This is a genomic window from Melghirimyces algeriensis, from assembly GCF_900182565.1.
Taxonomy (GTDB): Bacteria; Bacillota; Bacilli; order Thermoactinomycetales; family DSM-45169; genus Melghirimyces; species Melghirimyces algeriensis.
On record NZ_FXTI01000002.1, the window covers coordinates 68,471 to 87,778 of the forward strand.

Below are 19,308 nucleotides of genomic sequence, written 5' to 3' on the forward strand. Positions count from 1 at the left end.
CTTATCTGAGAATTCGTTAATATGGTGAACGCATGCTTTTAACTCTCCTTTCGAGAATACATGAAAACGGATGAATTGTGAAATGACAGCGGATCACCCTATTATTCTATTTCACAGGTTTCAAGGAACTTTGTGTCAAAATCCCCCTTGACGAACGATTCGTTCTCCAACAGTTTTAGATGAAACGGGATCGTTGTTTTGATCCCATCTATTACAAACTCACCCAAAGCTCGTTTCATCCGCCGGATGGCATCCTCTCGATTCGTTCCCCAAACAATCACCTTGGCCACCATTGAATCATAGAATGGCGTAATTTGATAACCTGCATATGCAGCGGTATCCACTCTTACACCGAATCCTCCAGGAGGCCGATATGTCAAGATCTCACCGGGCGAAGGCATAAATTGATTTCCCGGATTCTCGGCATTGATTCTGCACTCAATCGCCCAACCGTTCATTTTTACATCGTTTTGGGAAAAAGAAAGAGGTTGTCCTGCCGCAACAGCGATTTGCTCCCTGATGAGATCGATTCCGGTAATGAGCTCTGTCACCGGATGCTCCACCTGGATACGGGTGTTCATTTCCATAAAATAAAATCGTCCATGTCGATCCAGAAGAAACTCTACCGTTCCGGCACCCTCATAGTCTACTGCTTTGGCGGCCGCCACTGCCGCTTCGCCCATTTCTTCCCGCAATTGTCGGTCGATCGCAGGTGAAGGAGCCTCTTCGACCAGCTTTTGATGGCGCCGTTGGATCGAACAATCCCGCTCTCCAAGGTAGACCGCGTGCCCCTGTCGATCAGCCATAATCTGAATTTCCACATGTCTTGGCCCTTCCAGATACTTCTCCAAATAAACCCCCGAATTGCCGAAGGCGGAATCCGCTTCTTTCTGCGCTTGTCGAATCGCTTCTTTCAATTGCTCCTCGTCATTCGCCACTCGCATCCCTTTACCGCCACCTCCGGCCGTCGCTTTGACAATGACCGGATATCCGATGTCGGCGGAAATCCGGACCGCCTCTTCCGGGCTTTCAATCAACCCATCCGTCCCCGGAACGACAGGCACCCCCGCATTCTTCATCGTTTCTTTGGCGACCGCTTTATCTCCCATTTTCTCGATCGCTTCGGGGCGCGGTCCGATAAAAACGATGTCAAATGCCGTACATGTTTCGGCAAAGTCGGCATTTTCGGCCAAAAATCCATATCCTGGATGAACGGCGTCAACTCCGGCATTTTCGGCAACCGCAATCAAGGCGGGCACATTCAGATAGCTGTCCTTCGAAGCGGTCGGACCGATGCAGTAAGCTTCGTCGGCCATCTTTACATGAAGTGCCTCACGGTCTGCTTCAGAGTAAACGGCAACCGTCCTGATCCCCATCTCCTGGCAGGCGCGGATAACACGCACGGCGATTTCGCCTCTATTGGCAACCATAACTTTATTAAACACGTCGTTCCCCCTTTTCTTTACAAAGATTTAACCCGGAACAGAGGTTGTCCGTATTCCACAAGTTGACCGTCTTGAACGAGAATTTCAACGATTTCTCCGCTTACTGTTGATGGTACTTCCGAAAACATCTTCATCGCTTCCAAAACGCAGACCACGGAATCGGGATGAACCTTGTCCCCGATGTTTACCAAAGGAGGAGCATCCTGTTCAGACGAAGAATAGAACGTCCCAACCATGGGTGAAACAATTTCCAAGAAGTCGGTATCATTCTTTTTTTCCTTCGCTTTGTCATCTGCCGCAGGATCATTCGACCGCTCTGGAGTAAGCGCTTCCAACTGTGACGGGCAATTTTCATGTTCAACGTCTTCTTGGGCGACCTTTGCCGTTGGCCCCGTTTTTTCAATGAGGATCTTCGACGTATCGTCGGAGTAATGAAAGTTTTGAATGGGGGACCGACAGACCAATTGAATGATGTCTTGCAACTCTCGATAAGGGATCATACATTCCTCTCCTTACTCGTATCTGAATGTTCTCAGAAGATCGAACCCTGTTCATTCCTATATTCGGAATTTTAATTTCATTTTTCGGACTCTTTTTTATTATAGCCAGCCCGTTATAAAAAAGCAATATGTGTAAAGGCTAATCGAAGAGCGTCCGGTTCCATTTGAGGAATCACCCTATTTTCCATTATTTGGATTTAAAGGATGTTATTTCATATGTCTTAATAGCTTGTCTATTCGACATCATTCGACTATACTAAAGGCGTATTCGTAAAATGGAATTAAAATTCCGAATTACGGAACAAAACACGGACAAGGAGGGCAAAATGTTTCGGATTGATTTGAATTGCGATCTTGGAGAAAGCTTCGGTGCTTATAAGATGGGAAGGGATGCCGAGATTGTACCGTACGTAACATCAGTGAACATTGCTTGTGGTTTTCATGCTGGGGATCCAGGGGTAATGCACAATACGGTAAACCTTGCCCTTGAGCGCGGAATCGCCATCGGAGCGCATCCGGGATTGCCCGATTTGTACGGTTTTGGTCGGCGGATCATGGACATTTCACCACAGGAAGCTTATGATTGGGTCATTTATCAGATTGGAGCGCTCGATGCATTTATTCGGGCAAAGGGAGGCACGATGCGCCACGTCAAGCCGCACGGAGCCCTGTACAATATGGCATCTCGAAACAGCAAACTGGCGGATGCCATCGCGGAGGCTGTTTATCATGTAAACCCGGAACTGATTCTTGTCGGCCTGTCGGGAAGCGAATTGATTCATTCCGGGAAACGGATCGGGTTGAAAACCGCCAGTGAAGTGTTTGCAGACCGGACCTATCAGGAAGATGGGAGCCTAACTCCCCGCGGTGCCAAGGGTGCTTTGATCGACGATCCCGAACAGGCAGTCAAGCAGGTTGTCCGCATGGTGAAAGATGGGAAAGTCCGTTCACAGCAAGGCAGTGACATTCCGATTGTTGCGGAAACCGTTTGTATCCATGGTGACGGAAGCCATGCCGTGTCGTTCGCCAGCCGAATACATGAGGCGCTTTCATTAGAGGGCATCGCACTGACAGCGTCAATACGGTGATAAAGGGAAATGTTGAAACCGATTACATCCAGAGTGACGAAAGACGTACCCTATCGACCGAACACATGAGACGCTTTCGTCAGAAAGCATCGCGCGACGACATCCATACAACAAAGGAGGAAGAAGGAATGAATCCGACGGAGGAAATAAAAAACAAAGCCAATGGAAAAATGTCGTCAAAATCAACATGGAGCTCGTTGTTGGGAGCAGCTTTCTTAATGGCCACTTCTGCAATCGGCCCTGGTTTTTTAACGCAAACGACGGTGTTTACACAAAAATTGGCCGCGAGCTTCGGATTTGTCATCCTGATATCCATCCTATTGGATATTGGAGCCCAGACAAACGTATGGCGAATCATAGCCGTTTCCGAGAAACGCGGGCAGGATATAGCCAATGCGCTCCTTCCGGGACTGGGCTACTTTGTGGCGGTTCTGATCGTTTTTGGCGGCCTTGCTTTCAACATCGGGAACATCGCCGGTGCAGGGTTGGGGCTTAACGTCGTGACAGGCGTGTCGCCGGTGACGGGAGCGATCATCAGTGCCGTTGTTGCCATCACCATTTTCCTGCTCAAAGACGCGGGCAAACTCATGGACCGGGTAACACTGATCGCCGGGAGTATCATGATCGTTCTTACGGTGTATGTCGCGATTACAGCCACGCCTCCCGTGGGAGAAGCGGTAGCAAAAAGTTTTGTTCCCGATACGGTTGATATGCTGGCCATTGTAACCCTCGTCGGAGGTACGGTTGGCGGTTACATCACTTTTGCGGGCGGTCATCGTCTGCTTGATGCAGGAATTCGCGGGAAAAAGGCAATACCTGAAGTGACAAAAAGTTCGGTATCTGGCATCCTGGTTACGGGTGTTATGCGAACTGTCTTGTTTTTGGCGGCACTCGGCGTTGTGGCAAAAGGACTTGCGATCGATCCCTCCAACCCTCCAGCATCGGTGTTCAAGCTGGCAGCTGGAGATATCGGGTATAAAATATTCGGTATTGTCATGTGGGCGGCAGCGATCACCTCTGTAATCGGCGCAGCTTACACCTCCGTATCGTTTATCCGCACATTCAACGATAAGATCGAGAAAAATCAAAAGTGGGTAATCATCAGTTTTATCATCATCTCAACGTTTGTTTTCGCGGCGATCGGAAAACCCGTCAACGTCTTGATACTGGCCGGTGCGATTAACGGTCTGATTTTGCCGATCACACTCACAACGATCTTGATTGCTGCGTATAAGAAAAATATCGTCGGCGATTACAAACATCCGCTCTGGATGACGCTGTTCGGTGCGGCCGTCGCTCTTATGATGACTTATATGGGAGGATACACGCTTATCAATCAAATCCCCAAGCTGTTTTCATAAGTGGATTTTCAAGGCACGAATTGGCCTTTATGTATCGATCATCCAGCAGAAGGTCACTCTTCTCTTTCTTTCAGCAGTGGCATGACTCAAGAAGACCACCAGTAAATTTTTAGTTATTTTTATATTTTCGAATATTCTTTTATTAATTATAGTCATCATCGTGCTCCCTTTCGCAAAAACTGAACTTCATATCTTGAAGGAATCATCCCTTTAGGTTCAAGAATGAGGCCACTCACCGAGCCATACTTTGAAAAAAGCAACCCAATTCGCCTGTGCGATGGGTTGCTTTTTTCAGATTCAAGTAATGATGATTTCCTGACTACAGAAAATCCATATTCATACCCGTGATCCGGCACGACATCCACAGATTTAATCATACATGAATTCTTCCTAACGTGAATTATGGTCCATAGATATGGCTGACCTACCGATCGACCTTTTTTAGGTAATTTTATCCATTTCCCTCGAGAACTATTTTACACATAGTGTCCTAGGTTTCATAATTTTGTCAAACTCTTTCACTTGGAGCATGTCTTCATCCAGCCCGTGATCCCCATAAAGATGATCAATCAGCAACCGGGCGATGATTTCATCCCGCTCATTTTCAATCCGTTCTACGGCGTGAGCAGCAAGATAAATATCTGTCATATAGTTGGCGATGCGTCTGGCATGATAGGTCTGGGCAACCTGATCTTCGCCTTCGAGACGGATCAGCATGACTTTCAGCTTTTCCAGTTTTTCCTCAATTGGTTTGATCCATTTTTGATCCAGAGAATGTCCGGTTAACACCTTATGAATCTTTTTGAAAAAGAGTTGGTGCGCCTGATATTTTTTAATCAGCCTGAGCACTTCAAGACCCAGAATATTAGCCGTACCCTCCCAGACCGTGAGCACCTGGGCATCCCGCAGGAGCCTTGGCGTCACAAAATCTTCAATATAGCCATTCCCCCCATGAACCTCAATGGCTTCATGGGAAAAGTCAATGGCTTCACCGGCCGTCCGTGCCTTTAAAAGAGCTATTAGCAACCGGTTGAGAGCGATTTCTTCCTCACTGGCCTGATCTCTGTGATTCATGACCCGATCAAACAGTTCGATCAGTTCATACAGGGCAGACAGTTCAATTTCATAACGGGCCTGCAGATTGGTAAGAGTGCACTGCACCATCGGATAATTGATAATTTTTTGTCCGAAGGCTTCCCGCCAGTCGGCATACTCATAGGATTCTTTCAGGGCCCGTTTCATAATGCCCAAAGAAGCTATCGCATTGCACACCCGGGACAAGTTGAGCGCTTCCATCATATAATAAAAACCTTTTTTTGGATCGCCCACCAGGTAGGCCGTTGACCCTTCAAAAACGATTTCCGCTGATGGGACCGCCCGGACACCCAGTTTATCCTTCAGGCGCCGCACCTGAATACCATTGATGGTACCGTCGTCTTTCCGCCAGGGAACGAGAAATAAGCTTAATCCCTTCGTGCCGTGCTCACTCCCTTCGATCCGAGCCAGAACAGTTGCTACCCCACACTGTCCGGCATTGGAGGCAAAATATTTTTCTCCGTAAAGGCGGTATGCTTCTCCATCCTTCACGGCTTGGACTTCATTGGCTCCCACATCGGAACCGCCCTGGCGTTCCGTTAAAAACGTCGCCCCTTCATACAGCTCCACTTCACCAGTGGAAAGCACATGGGGCAGAAATTTTTCTTTGAGTCCTTCATCGGCAAACTGGTCAATTAAATAGGCCACAGCCATTGTGAGCGTAACCGGGCAGTAAAAGCCTGGCTCCACCTGGGACAGCAAATACCCCTGTGCATAGCTGTACAAATAGTTTCCTTTGCGTCCAAGTCCAGGGATCGGTTTGTAAACATAGCCCACAATTCCGGAGTTGTAGGTATCTTCCACCGTCTTCTTATAACCTTCATTGACCCAGATTTCGGATACATCGTCACCAAAGCGATTGTACTTGATCAGCTGCGGCTGTCCTTCCCGATCGGTGTGCACAGCCCGGAGATCAAACTCGTCATAGCATTTTTCATAAAAGATTTCCAGTTCGTTCACCGCATACTCATACAATTCCGGGTCCAGTTTATCCTTTAAAATCCGGAGCAATACCGCTTCCTGATTATAAAATTCACTCATTTCACATTCTCCTCTGCCCTTAAATGATGTTTTAAAATTTTCCCGGTGGCATTTCGCGGCAATTCGTCAATGGATTTATAAATGCGCGGAATTTTGTATTTCGCCAGTTTATCAGTGAGAAATTCTTTGCAGCTGGCCTCCAGATCTTCCATATTGTTTTTCAGCACCACAAAGGCTTTGGCAGTCTCGCCCCAGTCAGGGCAAGGCACACCGATCACAGCCACATCTTCAATATTCGGATGTGTCCTCAGGGTATCTTCGATTTCTTTTGGATAAATATTGACCCCGCCGGAGATGATCATATCTTTTTTTCGATCCACCGCCCAGATATATCTTTCTTCATCAAATTTCGCCATGTCCCCTGTGAACAGCCAGCCGTCCTTGATGGTTTCCCTGGTTTTCTCCTCATCCTTGTAATAGCCGACCATATTCCCTTCACCGCGCAAAATAATTTCCCCAATTTCACCAGATTCCACATCTTCCCCCTGTTCATTGACGATGCGAACCTCACAATTGAGGGCGGCCCGTTTCCCGATGCTTCCCGCTTTTGTCTGATGATCCTCCGGTCTCAGGAACGTGCCGTTGGGGCCTGCTTCAGTTAAACCATAGACACACATGAGCTGGTCAGTCTGGAATTTTTCCTGCACAAACTGCACTTCCATTTTGGAAAGGGAAGATCCGCCGTAAACCCACCGCTGAACGCTAGAAAGGTCATACTGTTCAATGTCGGGATGCTTCGCGGTCAGCAGGTAGGCGACAGGTGCTCCGAAGAAATGGGTGATTTTTTCTGCGGAAACCAGCTGAAGCAGCAGATCCGGCGTAAACCTTGGAGCAAGCACATGAGTGGCACCCACATATGTACCGGCCACAAAAAACAGATGAAGCGGTGCTGAGTGGCTTAATGGCATCATTTGCAAAATGCGGGAGTTATCATTCATCCCGGTTTCTATACACATCGTGACAGCAACGGTCAGGACATTGCGCTGGGAAAGGAGCACACCCTTGGGCTTTCCAGTTGTTCCGGATGTATACAGCATGGTTGAGAGATCATCTTCTTTGGACGTACACTCGACCGGGATGATGGAACCGCTTTCAATCAAGGTGTCTAAATTTTCCACCCCAGGGTGAGCGGATTCGCCAGTGGTGATCCATAAAATTGGAAAGTCTTCAAGGAGCGGTTCAACCTGATTCCACAGCATCTCATGGCCAATGAAGACTTTCGCTTCACTGTGCTCTAAAATATAGCGGATTTCCTCCGTAGTTAGGCGGGCATTAATGGGCACGATGATGCCTCCCAGGCGCTGAACCGCAAAATAACTGTAAACAAAGTCCATCGTATTGGGCGAAAATAAAATCACTTTCTCCCCTTCGCTGAATCCGGCCGTTTTCAGAGAATGGGCCAGCCGGTTTACGCTGTCATCGGCCTCTTTGTACGTCAGGCGCCCTTTGCCTGAAATAAACCCCTCTTTGTTCGGAAACTTTCTCGCATTTCTTGCCAGCATTTCAGAGATATTCAGAGTTTATTCCTCCCCCTTAATTGATCCAGACGTTTCTCAAAATCTTCGAGCAAATCCTCCATTTCCTTTTTCAGGGCCATCATATCCTGAATTTTTTCCTCTACCTCCCCGATTTTTTTCTTCCCATAATCAATGGTGACCACCAGTTGCTTTCGGCCGGAGCGGTCCTGGTCAAACATATCAATCATTTCCACAATTTCATCCAAGGAAAAACCGAACCGTTTCCCCCGTAAAATCAGGCGCAACCGGGTCCGGTCCTTGCGGGAATACACCCGTTGTCCCCCTTCTGTGCGGTCGGGGTGAATCAGACCCCGTTCTTCGTAGTAGCGAATGGTCCGCGTGCTGATGTCAAATTCCCTTGCAAGATCTGAGATAGAATAAGTCTGGTTCATAGTTGCTCACAACTCTCTGAAAATTAAGTTTACTTATATTCTAGTTTACGTTAACGTTAATGTCAATGAATATTCATCTTCGTTCATTTTACTTGTAATCATGTAGTGATATCAGAAAATAAGTTCCGATTTATCACCGGATTGATTTGTTTTATAAGTAGTCAACACTAAAGTACTAGAAATCAGCCGTATATTACCGAATGTTTGTGAGGAAAGAAAAGTAACCCCATTGTAGCGCTGATAGTCGGCAACGTCGATCGGGTTACCTCTCAGGGATCGAACTCTTCCCCCGTTGTGTCTTCAAACCACCGGATGAATTGATAGATCACTCTTCGTACGTTTCCGTCGTTTTCGGGCTTCGTCCGTCCGACTGAAGGTCGGATAGAAAATTGGGGATCGTCCCAACAATCGTTGCAACTCAGGATAGTAATTTCCCCTTGATAAAAGGTTGTGAGTATTTGAAATCTATATGTAACCTTTGAAGGAACGTTCCGTAATAGAGCTTCTCATGTCATCTGATGACAATTTTGCATTTGGATCTGTCCGTACTACGTAGAGCTGATTGAGAAGAAAGTTTTCTTTACAAAACATATTCCCGGCACTATACTGTTAATAACAGTATAGTGTTATTAACAGTATAAGGGGGAGTTTGATGTGAAGTTAAAGTTTAAGAGTGGACGACATGCCCCTTCATTCGTCCTTTTGATGCTGGCTGAGGAACCGGCTTATGGAGGCCTTTTGCTCGAGAAGTTTGAAAAACGAGTACCATATAACCGAATGGACAGTGCCGCCACATATCGTGTACTCAAGGAATTAGAAAAATGTGGAGCGATCGAGTCATATTGGGACACTCCGTTATCGGGGCGGCCGAAGAAATGGTACCGCATAACAGCATACGGTTGGGATTTGCTTGAAGAATTTAAAGAAGATATTTATCAGAGTTTGAGAGGACTCGAATTCTTTTTAGAAATGTATCGCGACATCAAAAAAGAAAGGAGGGAACCCTAATGACGGGCCTGATTTTATATAGTACAGCAACGATTCTTGTTTCCGTTTCCTTTTTTAAGAATCAAGCGAAAACAAAGCAGGCACTGATAAAAGCATGGAAAGGCTTTTCAAAATTAATTCCTCAAGTGCTTGTGATAATGATACTTGTCGGGGTTTCCCTTGCGCTTTTAACACCAGAGATGATTTCTACACTTATCGGAGATGAGTCGGGAATATTTGGTGTAGCGTTCTCCCTTATCATTGGATCGATCACCTTGATCCCAAGCTTTATTGTTTTTCCTCTCGGTGGTGTTCTTCTGGAAAATGGAGCAGGATATCCTCAGGTGGCAGCATTTGTAAGTTCTGTTATGGCCGTTGGCATCATGACCTTACCAGTGGAGACTCAATATTTCGGAAAGTCTGTAGCTATTTGGCGTAACATGAGTGCGTTGCTCATTTCTATTCTCTTTACGTTCGTTATTTGGGTGGTGATGGTGGTATGATAAAACAGCTTAAAACTTATCGTAACGCATTAATCATGACGGGAGTGCTTGGGCTTTTATGGCTTGTTGATCCGAGCATTGGCCAAAATGCCACGCAAACAACCATTGACGCCATTATGGATATGCTGATCTTTTTACCCCCCATTTTCATCTTTATCGGACTCATGGATGTCTGGGTGGACAAGGATACACTGGTACAGTATATGGGAGAGCATGCTGGCTGGAAAGGTATTGGACTGGTTTTATTGTTAAGTGCTGTCGCCGCCGGCCCGTTGTACGTTGCTTTTCCCGTTGCAGCACTCTTCTTGCGAAAAGGAGCTCGGATTTCGTACGTCCTCTTCTTTCTCGGTGCTTTTGGTACAATGAAGCTTACCGTCGTCATTTATGAAGTCATTTCACTCGGTATGACATTCACATTTTTGCACATCTCTGTCAACCTTGTGCTGTTCCTCCTATCCGCTTATATCATTGAAAAGTTCATAACTCATGACCAGCGTGCAGCAATGTACAAACGAGTCAAAGAGACAGGCTGAAGAGGAGATGTGACGGCGATAAACCAATAGAGGGGCAGCCAATTTCCGAGTCGTTTGGAGTTCTTGTTATATATGGGTACGATATGGTTGTTGATCTTTTCCTGAAAATTTGTGATAAGGAATGGTTAGACCCGAAAGAGACTGAAGAGGCTTCGGGTTAACATTCTCACCACTACTCCCACCACTTTCGGTCCAAGGTTCGATATTGGATCGCTTCGGCTACGTGGGCTGTGTTGATGGCCTCTTTCCCTTCCAGATCCGCAATGGTTCGAGCCAATTTTAGGATGCGGTCATGGGCGCGGGCGGAAAGGCCCAAAGTGTCGAAGGATTGTTTGAGAAGATCCCTGGCATCCTTGTCTAATGAACAGTGGTTCCGTAACCATGCCGGAGGCATGGCAGCGTTGTACAGAATTCCGGTTCCTTTAAAGCGTTCTGTCTGGATGGCATGGGCTTGGGCCACCCGCTCTCGGATCATGGCAGACGACTCTTCTTTTTGGTTGGAAGAAAGCGTTTGATAATCTACCCGTGGCACTTCCACATGGATATCGACCCGATCCAAAAGGGGACCGGAAATTTTAGAACGATATCGTTGTACCTGATGGGGCGTGCAATTGCAGGCTCGATCCTCTTCATATCCAAAAAAGCCACAAGGACACGGATTCATTGAACCAACCAGCATAAATTCCGATGGAAAGGTTAGTACTGCGCGAGCACGGGCAACGGTCACTTTTCGGTCTTCCAAGGGCTGTCGAAGGACTTCCAGAGCACTTTTAGAGAATTCCGGCATTTCGTCCAGAAAAAGGACGCCGCGGTGTGAAAGGCTTGCTTCTCCAGGCTTGGGAGTGGAGCCACCGCCGATCAGACCTGCGGGAGAAATGGTGTGATGAGGGGAACGAAAGGGACGCTGTGTCACTAGCGCTCCCTTTCGACTCAGTTGACCGGAAATGCTCATGACCTTGGTTACCTCCAATGACTCCTGCATGGACATCTCCGGCAGAATAGAGGGGATGCGCCGTGCCAACATGGTTTTTCCCGAACCTGGAGGTCCAATAAAGAGTAAGTTATGCATACCAGCGGCAGCGACTTCCATCGCTCTTTTTACATGGGCTTGTCCTTGCACATCGGCAAAATCATCCCACGTTATTTCCTCTTCATCCATCGCCGGCTCCTCGTTCACTTCCCGTGGTTGCCATTCCCCCCGCAGAAACGCCACCGTCTCCTGTAAGGAAGAAACCGGGATCACTTCTATTCCTTCTACCAGTTTGGCCTCCGTTGCATTGGAATGGGGAAGGATGACGCGGACAAACCCTTCTTTCACTCCAGCCATCACCATGGGCAACACCCCGGTCAAGGAGCGGAGTTTCCCATCCAAGGCTAATTCCCCCAGGAACAAGGTTTTCTCCATTCCTTCTCCTGACACCTGACCACTGGCGGCCAACACCCCTACAGCAATGGCCAAATCAAAACTGCTCCCCTCTTTTTTTAAATCTGCCGGCGCCAAGTTGGTTGTGATGCGTTGTAACGGAAACTGGCATTCACTGTTTTTAACCGCAGCCCGCACACGATCCCGCGATTCTCTCACAGCTGAATCCGGCAGTCCCACCAGATCAAACATCGGCAATCCATTGCTGATGTCCACTTCCACCTCCACAATGTATCCATCGATCCCCAGCACCGAACTGCTGTACAATTTAGCGTACATACAAACCTCCGAACCTGTCGAATACAGGGATTTTTTGTTGATTTATCTATTTTATATCATACAATATATGGAAGGGGAAGAGGGGTTGCTGACACACTTTCGTACGGAAATTCCTTTTAGAATGGAAGACAACAGAGAAACCATGTTCCTTAAACATTTCCTTTTTGAAGATAGGATTCCATGATTTCATCAGGAACCAAACTCCCACCGGTCGCCCATACAATATGTGTGCTGTTTTGAAGCTGCTCCGCCGAGTAGTTTGCTGAAAACCATCCGTTACGAGCGATTTGAACGGGTCCATACATCCCCGCCAATGCGGAGGGCTCCAGTTTGATTTCTTCTGTTTGATAGAGGTTGTACAAAAGCTTGTATAACATTTGATCCTCTACCGTATAAATACCTGTCAGATAGGGACCGACTGTTTTCCCGACAAAACTGGACGGCCGTCCCACAGCGAGTCCATCCGCATCCGTCCGATTATCGATTCCAAAGTCCCCAACACTGATTGCATCATGCTTTCCGGTCATCACGCCCAATAACATGCTCGGAGAATGTGTAGGTTCCGCAAAAAAACATTGGACATGCTCTCCATACAGCATCTTGAGGCTATAGGCGATCCCACCGGGTCCTCCACCCACACCACAGGGTAAATAGACAAACAATGGATGGTCTTCATCCACTCTCACATCCATTTCTTTTAACTGTTTCTCCAACCTCATTGGGGCAACCGCATAGCCAAGAAACAGATCACGGGAATGTTCATCATCGATAAAAAAACATCGCTCATCTTCCCCGCACTGTTGACGACCCATTTCAACCGCTTGGCTGTAGTCTGACGGATACTCCCTGACCTGAACCCCTTTCCTTTTCAGCAGATCTTTTTTCCACTGTTTTGCATCACTCGACATATGGACGGTCACCTGAAATCCTAGCGTTGCACTTATGATTCCAATGCTGAGCCCCAAATTTCCTGTCGAACCTACCGCGATCGAGTAATTTGAAAAAAACTGTCGAAACCGATCTTCCTGTAACATTCCGTAATCGTCGTCAGTGGAAATCATTCCTTCAGATAACGCCAACGACTCCGCAATCTTCAACACCTCATAAATTCCACCTCTGGCCTTGATTGAACCAGCGATGGGCAAAGCATGGTCTCCTTTCAGCAGGAGACGCCCTTTGATCTCCTCCTTGGACATCTTCATCAATCGCTTCTTCATCTGGGAAATCTCCAGTAAAGGGGACTCAATCAGTCCACCAGAGGCAGCCGTTTCCGGAAAGGACCTCATAATAAACGGAGCAAAACGTTCTAACCGTTCTTCCGCATCCACAATTTCTTCTTTTTTGATGACCCCTGATTCAGGGGAAAAATTCTCTTTTTCGGGGTTGATCCATACAACCTCTTCTGTTTCAATGATTTTCTCAATGAGCGGGAATGCGCGAATCCAATCCCTTTTATCCTTACCGACGATCTTTTGATTCATATTCCTATCCCCTTGTATTCTTTGATTTTGGAAAAACAGATGAGAGATTCTCCTATTCTCTGGCCAGGATTGAGCGCTTCAGTTCTTTTTGATAACTACTTTTCAACCTTTGATAGATACATCATTTATATACAACCACTGCAAATCCGTAAAAACATTGTTTCACTTCATTTCGCAAAGACACAGCTTTAACGTATCCCCTTTAATCAAATGCCTTTTCTCCCAAATACTCTGTAGATAAGGAAGCTTCCTCCACCTGATTTCCCTTTCTTCTCAACGCATACGCCTTGGCGTAGGGGCGGGAGCTGACCACACGTTTTAATTGGGTTCCATTGAAATGAAGAGCTGCTCCGTCATCAATCGCAAACCCATCTCCGATTACTCCATCCAAAAGCAGCTGATGAAATCCGGGACGGCGATCCGTTTCTCCATCAAAATGGGGACAACAGCTTCCGGGAAGAAAACCCAAGCCATCGATTGCACTGATTTGTCCGGGAATGGAGTCCGTCACCGCTCGCTCAAACCAACAGATGGCACCTGCACTGATCCCAGCCAGGATCATTCCATTTTCCCAAGCTTTGCGAATGATCTGATCCAGTCCCCATTCTCTCCAGAGAACGATCAGATTGCGGGTATTTCCACCTCCGATATAGAGAATATCCTTTTCCATCACATAGTCTTCCAAATCTGCTGTGGTGGGAGGAAACAATGTCAATCGGGATGGTTCACCATCCAAGGATTTCATCGCCCGGTAAAACCTCCGAATATAGCTGACGGAGTCCCCGCTGGCGGTAGGAACAAAACAGACCTTCGGTTTTGGTTTCCCAGATTGCTTCAAGATATACTGATCCAAGAGCAGGTTTTCCGGTTCCATGGAAAACCCACCACCCCCCATGGCAATAATCTGCTTCATGTTCATTCCTCCATTTTCATTTGATGTCACAAACACATTAAGGGAGAAGAATCAGCCTAGGATGCTTCAGCCAAACATTTCACTCACTTTCTCTCCTGCTCATCACATCCTTCCCGTTTGCGTCTTTTTAAAAAACGCCTCACTTTCTTTCTCATTTCATCCAATAAGTCCACAATCGTCATTGCATCAAGAATGCTGATGAAGAAACGACCGATCCATTTCAGTGCGATCCAGACCAGCTCCAACAATTCAGGTAAAACACTCATTTTGCTGTCTCCTTCTATTTTCCTAAACTCTATTCACATTTTAAGAAAAAGACTGGATTGAGTAAGTATTCTAGCAAAACCATCAAAGAATTGTATCATGATGAATGGAAACTTCTCAGTGATATAAAGGAATAGCTGGTTTCTCCTCTTCGTCATATTTGGTTAACATTTCTTATGCAAAAATGGTACCAAACCATTTTAATCTTTGATATAGTAAAAACCAATGTGCATTTATTAATCATTTATTTCAGAATACAGGGAGTAGTGAGTATGGGCAACTTAAAGTCAAAAGATACCATTTCCATTGGACTCATGCTGCTGGCATTATTTTTTGGTGCAGGAAATATGATCTTTCCTCCAGCGCTGGGACAAGCAGCTGGATCAAATCTCTGGTCCGCCATGACCGGCTTTATCGTCACCGCGGTAGGACTTCCTCTATTAGGAGTCATTGCCATCGCTCTTACAGGCGGAAATCTTCAGAAAATGGCGCAAAAGGTGCATCCTTGGTTTGGAATCGCCTTTACCGTTGCCGTTTATATAGTCATCGGTCCCCTTTTTGGGGCACCGCGAACGGCCAGCGTTGCTTTTGAAATGGGGGCGCTTCCTTTTATTTCAGAATCGCTCCATTCTGCTGGTTGGCCCCTGTTGGTATATTCTTTGATCTTCTTTACGATTACCTACTATCTCTCTCTAAATCCATCCAAATTGGTAGATCGTATTGGGAAAATTCTGACACCTTTGTTGTTGGTCATTATCGCAACATTATTGGTCAAGAGTATTCTAAACCCTGTGGGAGGCCTGGGCTCTGTCACTGAAGCCTATCAAGAGAATCCCTTCTTCAAAGGGTTTATGGATGGATACCTTACCATGGATACCTTGGGAGCACTTGTATTTGGGATTGTTGCCATCCGCGCGATCAGGGAGCGAGGAGCCAAAGATGAAAAAAGCTTGATTTCCGTCACGGTTAAAGCGGGATTGGTAGCGGCCATTGGCCTTACTTTGGTATATCTGACCTTGAGTTACCTTGGAGCTACCAGTCAATCGCTGGGCATGTCCGAAAACGGAGGACAAATTCTTACATCCGTTGTCCTGGAGCTGTTTGGAACGCCAGGGGCCCTATTGTTGGGAATTGCAGTCACACTCGCTTGCCTGACTACTTCTGTAGGACTTGTTACCTCATCATCTCTGTATTTTTCCGGTCTTATTCCCGGTCTTTCCTATAAAAAAACAGCAGCGGCTCTGTGTATCGCTGCCATGGCTGTTGCCAATATGGGATTGACTCAAATTATTGCTGTCTCTGTTCCGGTTCTAACCGCTCTTTACCCATTAGCGATTGTACTGATCCTCCTCAACCTGTTTCCAATGCTTCAGGAGATGCGAGAGGTATATGTCTTCGCTTTGATCGGTACAGCCTTGGTCAGTATTGTGGACGGGCTGAAAGCCTTGCAACTTTCCGTTTCATGGGCTGAATCGCTATACGGTTGGCTTCCCCTTTACTCAGAAGGGATTGGTTGGCTTCTCCCAGCGATATTGGGTGCTCTGTTCGGTTATGGGCTCTATCGGTTAAAATCATACAATGCCTTGACCCGCCGAGAATCCATGTAATTCAAAAAGCTCTTTCCCCTTTGAAGGGAGAGAGCTTTTTTCACTCTCGTTTGGTATGTATCATCCTTTTGGGGATTTAAAAAGCCCCCTTTAAATGGTCAATCTGGATCGGTTCATCAGTGGAGGCAAGGAGAACCGAGATCACATCGATCCGAAATGAGATGTCTGGGAAATGACCGTTTTGAAGGTACAACAGAGCCAATTTGCGTACCTGTTGTTGTTTCTGACAGTTAATGGACTGAAAGCCGTATCCAAAATTTCTGCTACGGGTTGTACGTACTTCTACAATCACCAAACAGTCACCCTTTTTTGCAATCAGATCCAACTCGCCAAGGGGGTGGTGCCAGTTCATTTCCAGTATCGTGTACCCTTTTTCCTTCAGATGCTGTGCTGCCAGTTGTTCCCCAATCCTTCCCGTTTCTCTCCTCCGATCTTTCTTCATACGTCGATCCCCTCTCCACTTCTTTACATTTCAGACCCCACTGTTTTCCATTTTACCATATCGCTATACATTTTATGGCAATTAAAAAAGCAACCTCGCTAAAATCATGTACACGAGGTTACTTTTTTTCATAGCGCTTTTCAACCGGTGCAAAACTTGTGCGGTGAATGGGACAAGCTCCCCAACGGTCCAGTGCCGCCAAGTGGTCTGGCGTTCCATAACCCATATTTTTTCGAAACCCATAGTGAGGATAGATTTCATCCACTTCCTTCATCCAACGGTCACGAACAGTCTTTGCGATAATGGAGGCTGCAGCGATGGAATGGCTGAGGGCATCCCCTTTTACAATGGGGTGTTGTGGAATTTTCAATCCGGGGACTTGAACTGCATCCAAGAGAAGATATTCCGGTGCCGGTGACAACTCTGCCACAGCCCGTCGCATCGCTTCATAGGTGGCCTGCAAAATATTATGTTGATCGATGTAGTGATGGTCCACGATCCCGACACCAATAGCGGTTGCATCACGTTGAATTTTCTCCCGCAAAGATTCCCGCTCATCCAATGACAGCTTTTTGGAATCGTTTAAACCCTCGGCATCAAAACCTTCCGGAAGAATCACCGCAGCAGCCACGACCGGACCAGCCAACGGTCCCCGCCCCGCCTCATCCACACCCGCAATCAACTGATATCCCTGTTTACGATATGTACGTTCAAAATGCCACATCCGTTGAATCCGTTCCTGTTCACGCTGTTTTGCTTCCCGCTTTTTGAGATATGAACGAGCCAACCGTTGAACACCGGAACGAGTATCCTTAAGAAGGGAGTCAATATAGGAGTCTGGTAGCTCCTCTCCACTTTTGATCCGTTCCGCAATCTCACGAATGGTCGCGTCAACTTTCATCCCGTTCCTCCTCCCAATCCGAGGGAAACTCCAGTGAAATTCTTCCCAGTCGACCGGATTGCAGATCACGAAGAACAAACTCAGCCGCTTTCTCCAGGTCGACTTCTCCCCCTTTCCTCATACAACCACGCCGTTTACCCACTCCTTTTAGGAGGGTCAGTCCATCGGACGTTTCTGCATTTTCCATGTTATATCGCTTCTTCAAGCTGTCTGGGTACCGGTCGGAAAGGTACTGCAGGAGATAAAGAGCAACCTCATCCACTGAAAGAATCTCTTCTTTAATCGCTCCACTGGCGGCTAATCGCAATCCAACTAGGCGATCCTCAAACTTGGGCCACAGAATACCCGGCGTGTCCAACAGTTCCATTCCATCCCCAAGCTTGATCCACTGCTGGGCGCGGGTTACTCCCGGACGATCCCCTGTCTTGGCTGTACTTCGTCCGGCCAAACGGTTAATCAGAGCCGATTTGCCCACATTGGGAACCCCCAGTACCATACCACGAATCCGATGACGCCGAATCCCCTTTTTGGACTGAATATCGATCTTCTTCTTCATCAACTCCCGGCTGATGGAAACGATGTGTTTCACACCCTTGCCTGACAATATATCCAAAGGTAGCGCCCGAACATTCTCTTTTTCAAAATACTCCGTCCAGAGACGGGTAATTGCAGGGTCTGCCAAATCGCTTTTGGAAAGAAGAACCAGCCGCGGCTTCTCTTTAATCAAATCATCAATCATTGGATTACGACTGGACATCGGCAACCGTGCATCCAGGATTTCAAATATCAAATCTACCTGGTTCAGCTTTTCCTCCACCTGACGGCGGGCTTTGGCCATATGACCGGGAAACCATTGGATTTCCATAAAGAATCACCTGCCTTTACCAAAGAACCTGAAAGTCCCTTAAGGGCCAGAATACCAAGTCAGCTCTTCCCACAATTTTATCAATGGGAGTCGGACCCAATTCCGGACTGCGGCTGTCCGTACTGTTCATCCGATTGTCCCCCATGACAAAAACATGCCCTTCTGGCACTTTGACGGGTCCGAAATCCTCCGTCAGGTTCTCTTCATCGATGTAAGGCTCATGAATACTCCTGCCGTTTACCCGTACGGTGTCGTTGTACGAAGAAACCGTTTGACCTGGAAGAGCAATCACTCGCTTAATATAATATTTTTCCTCGGTTGCATGAAAAACAACCACTTCACCAGGCTTTGGGTCACGAAACTTATATATGATTTTGTTTACGATTACCAGATCACCATCATGCAGAGTAGACAGCATCGAAGGTCCGGAGACGCTGAACGGGGTCAAGACCAGGTAATGGATAATCAAGCCCAAAACCACGGCAATGGCCAGTGCCTGAATCCACTCCCATGTATCATCATTTCCCCGACTCCTGCGTCGTCCGTGTCTGGCGGAACGGGGGATGAACTCGCTCATGAAGCTCCTCCTGACTCTCACGGTAAAACCGACAAAAATGCGAAGATCTTGACATAAGCGACAAAAAGGGCTTGATTACAAGCCCTTCAAACTG

The 19,308-nt window shown here is 47.0% G+C and carries 19 protein-coding genes; 6 read left to right on the forward strand and 13 right to left on the reverse strand.

Features of this window, described 5'->3' with window-relative positions; genetic code table 11:
* Window positions 1–101: 101 nt before the first annotated feature.
* Together accC and accB are read right to left on the reverse strand one after the other, a co-directional pair.
* Complete coding sequence (gene accC / locus FN782_RS03365; protein WP_142504378.1) at window positions 102–1,445, reverse strand: acetyl-CoA carboxylase biotin carboxylase subunit; 1,344 nt, start codon at window positions 1,443–1,445, stop codon at window positions 102–104.
* A gap of 17 nt (window positions 1,446–1,462) precedes the next feature.
* Window positions 1,463–1,945 carry an acetyl-CoA carboxylase biotin carboxyl carrier protein gene (gene accB / locus FN782_RS03370; RefSeq protein ID WP_142504379.1) on the reverse strand — a complete coding sequence of 161 codons (483 nt, stop codon included), beginning with the start codon at window positions 1,943–1,945 and terminating at the stop codon, window positions 1,463–1,465.
* A 326-nt stretch (window positions 1,946–2,271) separates the two neighbouring features.
* Here accB and FN782_RS03375 point away from each other — a divergent pair, with 326 nt between their 5' ends.
* Together FN782_RS03375 and FN782_RS03380 are read left to right on the forward strand one after the other, a co-directional pair.
* Complete coding sequence (locus FN782_RS03375) at window positions 2,272–3,033, forward strand: 5-oxoprolinase subunit PxpA (RefSeq protein ID WP_142504380.1); 762 nt, start codon at window positions 2,272–2,274, stop codon at window positions 3,031–3,033.
* Window positions 3,034–3,203: 170 nt separating this feature from the next.
* Window positions 3,204–4,394 carry an NRAMP family divalent metal transporter gene (locus FN782_RS03380; RefSeq protein WP_142504745.1) on the forward strand — a complete coding sequence of 397 codons (1,191 nt, stop codon included), beginning with the start codon at window positions 3,204–3,206 and terminating at the stop codon, window positions 4,392–4,394.
* A gap of 471 nt (window positions 4,395–4,865) precedes the next feature.
* Here FN782_RS03380 and FN782_RS03385 read toward each other — a convergent pair whose 3' ends face one another.
* The 3 genes from FN782_RS03385 to FN782_RS03395 are packed head-to-tail and all read right to left on the reverse strand — an operon-like array spanning window position 4,866 to window position 8,439.
* A complete protein-coding gene (locus FN782_RS03385) occupies window positions 4,866–6,530 on the reverse strand; it encodes an acyl-CoA dehydrogenase family protein (protein ID WP_142504381.1) in 1,665 nt (554 codons plus the stop codon).
* Window positions 6,527–8,047 (reverse strand): class I adenylate-forming enzyme family protein, encoded by a 1,521-nt coding sequence (locus tag FN782_RS03390; protein WP_142504382.1) that lies wholly within the window; start codon window positions 8,045–8,047, stop codon window positions 6,527–6,529. The genes FN782_RS03385 and FN782_RS03390 overlap by 4 nt, the downstream gene beginning before the upstream one ends.
* The gene (locus FN782_RS03395) at window positions 8,044–8,439 is read right to left on the reverse strand and encodes a MerR family transcriptional regulator (RefSeq protein WP_142504383.1); all 396 of its coding nucleotides are present in this window, start codon (window positions 8,437–8,439) and stop codon (window positions 8,044–8,046) included. The genes FN782_RS03390 and FN782_RS03395 overlap by 4 nt, the downstream gene beginning before the upstream one ends.
* 654 nt (window positions 8,440–9,093) lie before the next feature.
* Between FN782_RS03395 and FN782_RS03405 the strand changes: the two genes are divergently transcribed.
* The 3 genes from FN782_RS03405 to FN782_RS03415 are packed head-to-tail and all read left to right on the forward strand — an operon-like array spanning window position 9,094 to window position 10,462.
* Entirely contained in the window at window positions 9,094–9,447 is a 354-nt protein-coding gene (locus FN782_RS03405; protein WP_246064830.1) for a PadR family transcriptional regulator, read from the forward strand.
* A complete protein-coding gene (locus FN782_RS03410) occupies window positions 9,447–9,929 on the forward strand; it encodes a hypothetical protein (RefSeq protein WP_142504384.1) in 483 nt (160 codons plus the stop codon). The genes FN782_RS03405 and FN782_RS03410 overlap by 1 nt, the downstream gene beginning before the upstream one ends.
* Complete coding sequence (locus FN782_RS03415; protein ID WP_142504747.1) at window positions 9,929–10,462, forward strand: permease; 534 nt, start codon at window positions 9,929–9,931, stop codon at window positions 10,460–10,462. Before FN782_RS03410 ends, FN782_RS03415 begins: the two co-directional genes overlap by 1 nt.
* Window positions 10,463–10,634: 172 nt before the next feature.
* Here FN782_RS03415 and FN782_RS03420 read toward each other — a convergent pair whose 3' ends face one another.
* The 4 genes from FN782_RS03420 to FN782_RS03435 form a co-directional block, all read right to left on the reverse strand.
* Entirely contained in the window at window positions 10,635–12,164 is a 1,530-nt protein-coding gene (locus FN782_RS03420; protein WP_142504385.1) for a YifB family Mg chelatase-like AAA ATPase, read from the reverse strand.
* A 149-nt stretch (window positions 12,165–12,313) separates the two neighbouring features.
* Complete coding sequence (locus FN782_RS03425) at window positions 12,314–13,645, reverse strand: D-serine ammonia-lyase (RefSeq protein WP_142504386.1); 1,332 nt, start codon at window positions 13,643–13,645, stop codon at window positions 12,314–12,316.
* A 202-nt stretch (window positions 13,646–13,847) separates the two neighbouring features.
* Window positions 13,848–14,558, reverse strand: a complete 711-nt coding sequence (locus FN782_RS03430) for a Type 1 glutamine amidotransferase-like domain-containing protein (protein WP_142504387.1) — start codon at window positions 14,556–14,558, stop codon at window positions 13,848–13,850.
* An 83-nt stretch (window positions 14,559–14,641) separates the two neighbouring features.
* Window positions 14,642–14,824, reverse strand: coding sequence for a hypothetical protein (locus tag FN782_RS03435; protein ID WP_142504388.1), 183 nt, complete (start codon window positions 14,822–14,824; stop codon window positions 14,642–14,644).
* Window positions 14,825–15,094: 270 nt separating this feature from the next.
* Here FN782_RS03435 and brnQ point away from each other — a divergent pair, with 270 nt between their 5' ends.
* Window positions 15,095–16,429: a branched-chain amino acid transport system II carrier protein gene (gene brnQ, locus FN782_RS03440; RefSeq protein WP_142504389.1), complete on the forward strand. Its 1,335-nt coding sequence runs from the start codon at window positions 15,095–15,097 to the stop codon at window positions 16,427–16,429.
* A gap of 76 nt (window positions 16,430–16,505) precedes the next feature.
* Here the strand turns inward: brnQ and FN782_RS03445 are convergent, their stop codons facing one another.
* The 4 genes from FN782_RS03445 to lepB all read right to left on the reverse strand — a co-directional run bounded on the left by FN782_RS03445 (window position 16,506) and on the right by lepB (window position 19,214).
* Window positions 16,506–16,871, reverse strand: a complete 366-nt coding sequence (locus FN782_RS03445) for a YraN family protein (protein WP_142504390.1) — start codon at window positions 16,869–16,871, stop codon at window positions 16,506–16,508.
* 118 nt (window positions 16,872–16,989) lie between these two features.
* Window positions 16,990–17,772, reverse strand: a complete 783-nt coding sequence (locus tag FN782_RS03450) for a ribonuclease HII (protein ID WP_142504391.1) — start codon at window positions 17,770–17,772, stop codon at window positions 16,990–16,992.
* The gene (ylqF, locus tag FN782_RS03455; protein ID WP_142504392.1) at window positions 17,762–18,637 is read right to left on the reverse strand and encodes a ribosome biogenesis GTPase YlqF; all 876 of its coding nucleotides are present in this window, start codon (window positions 18,635–18,637) and stop codon (window positions 17,762–17,764) included. Before ylqF ends, FN782_RS03450 begins: the two co-directional genes overlap by 11 nt.
* A gap of 16 nt (window positions 18,638–18,653) precedes the next feature.
* Window positions 18,654–19,214 carry a signal peptidase I gene (lepB, locus tag FN782_RS03460; protein ID WP_142504393.1) on the reverse strand — a complete coding sequence of 187 codons (561 nt, stop codon included), beginning with the start codon at window positions 19,212–19,214 and terminating at the stop codon, window positions 18,654–18,656.
* Window positions 19,215–19,308: the final 94 nt, after the last annotated feature.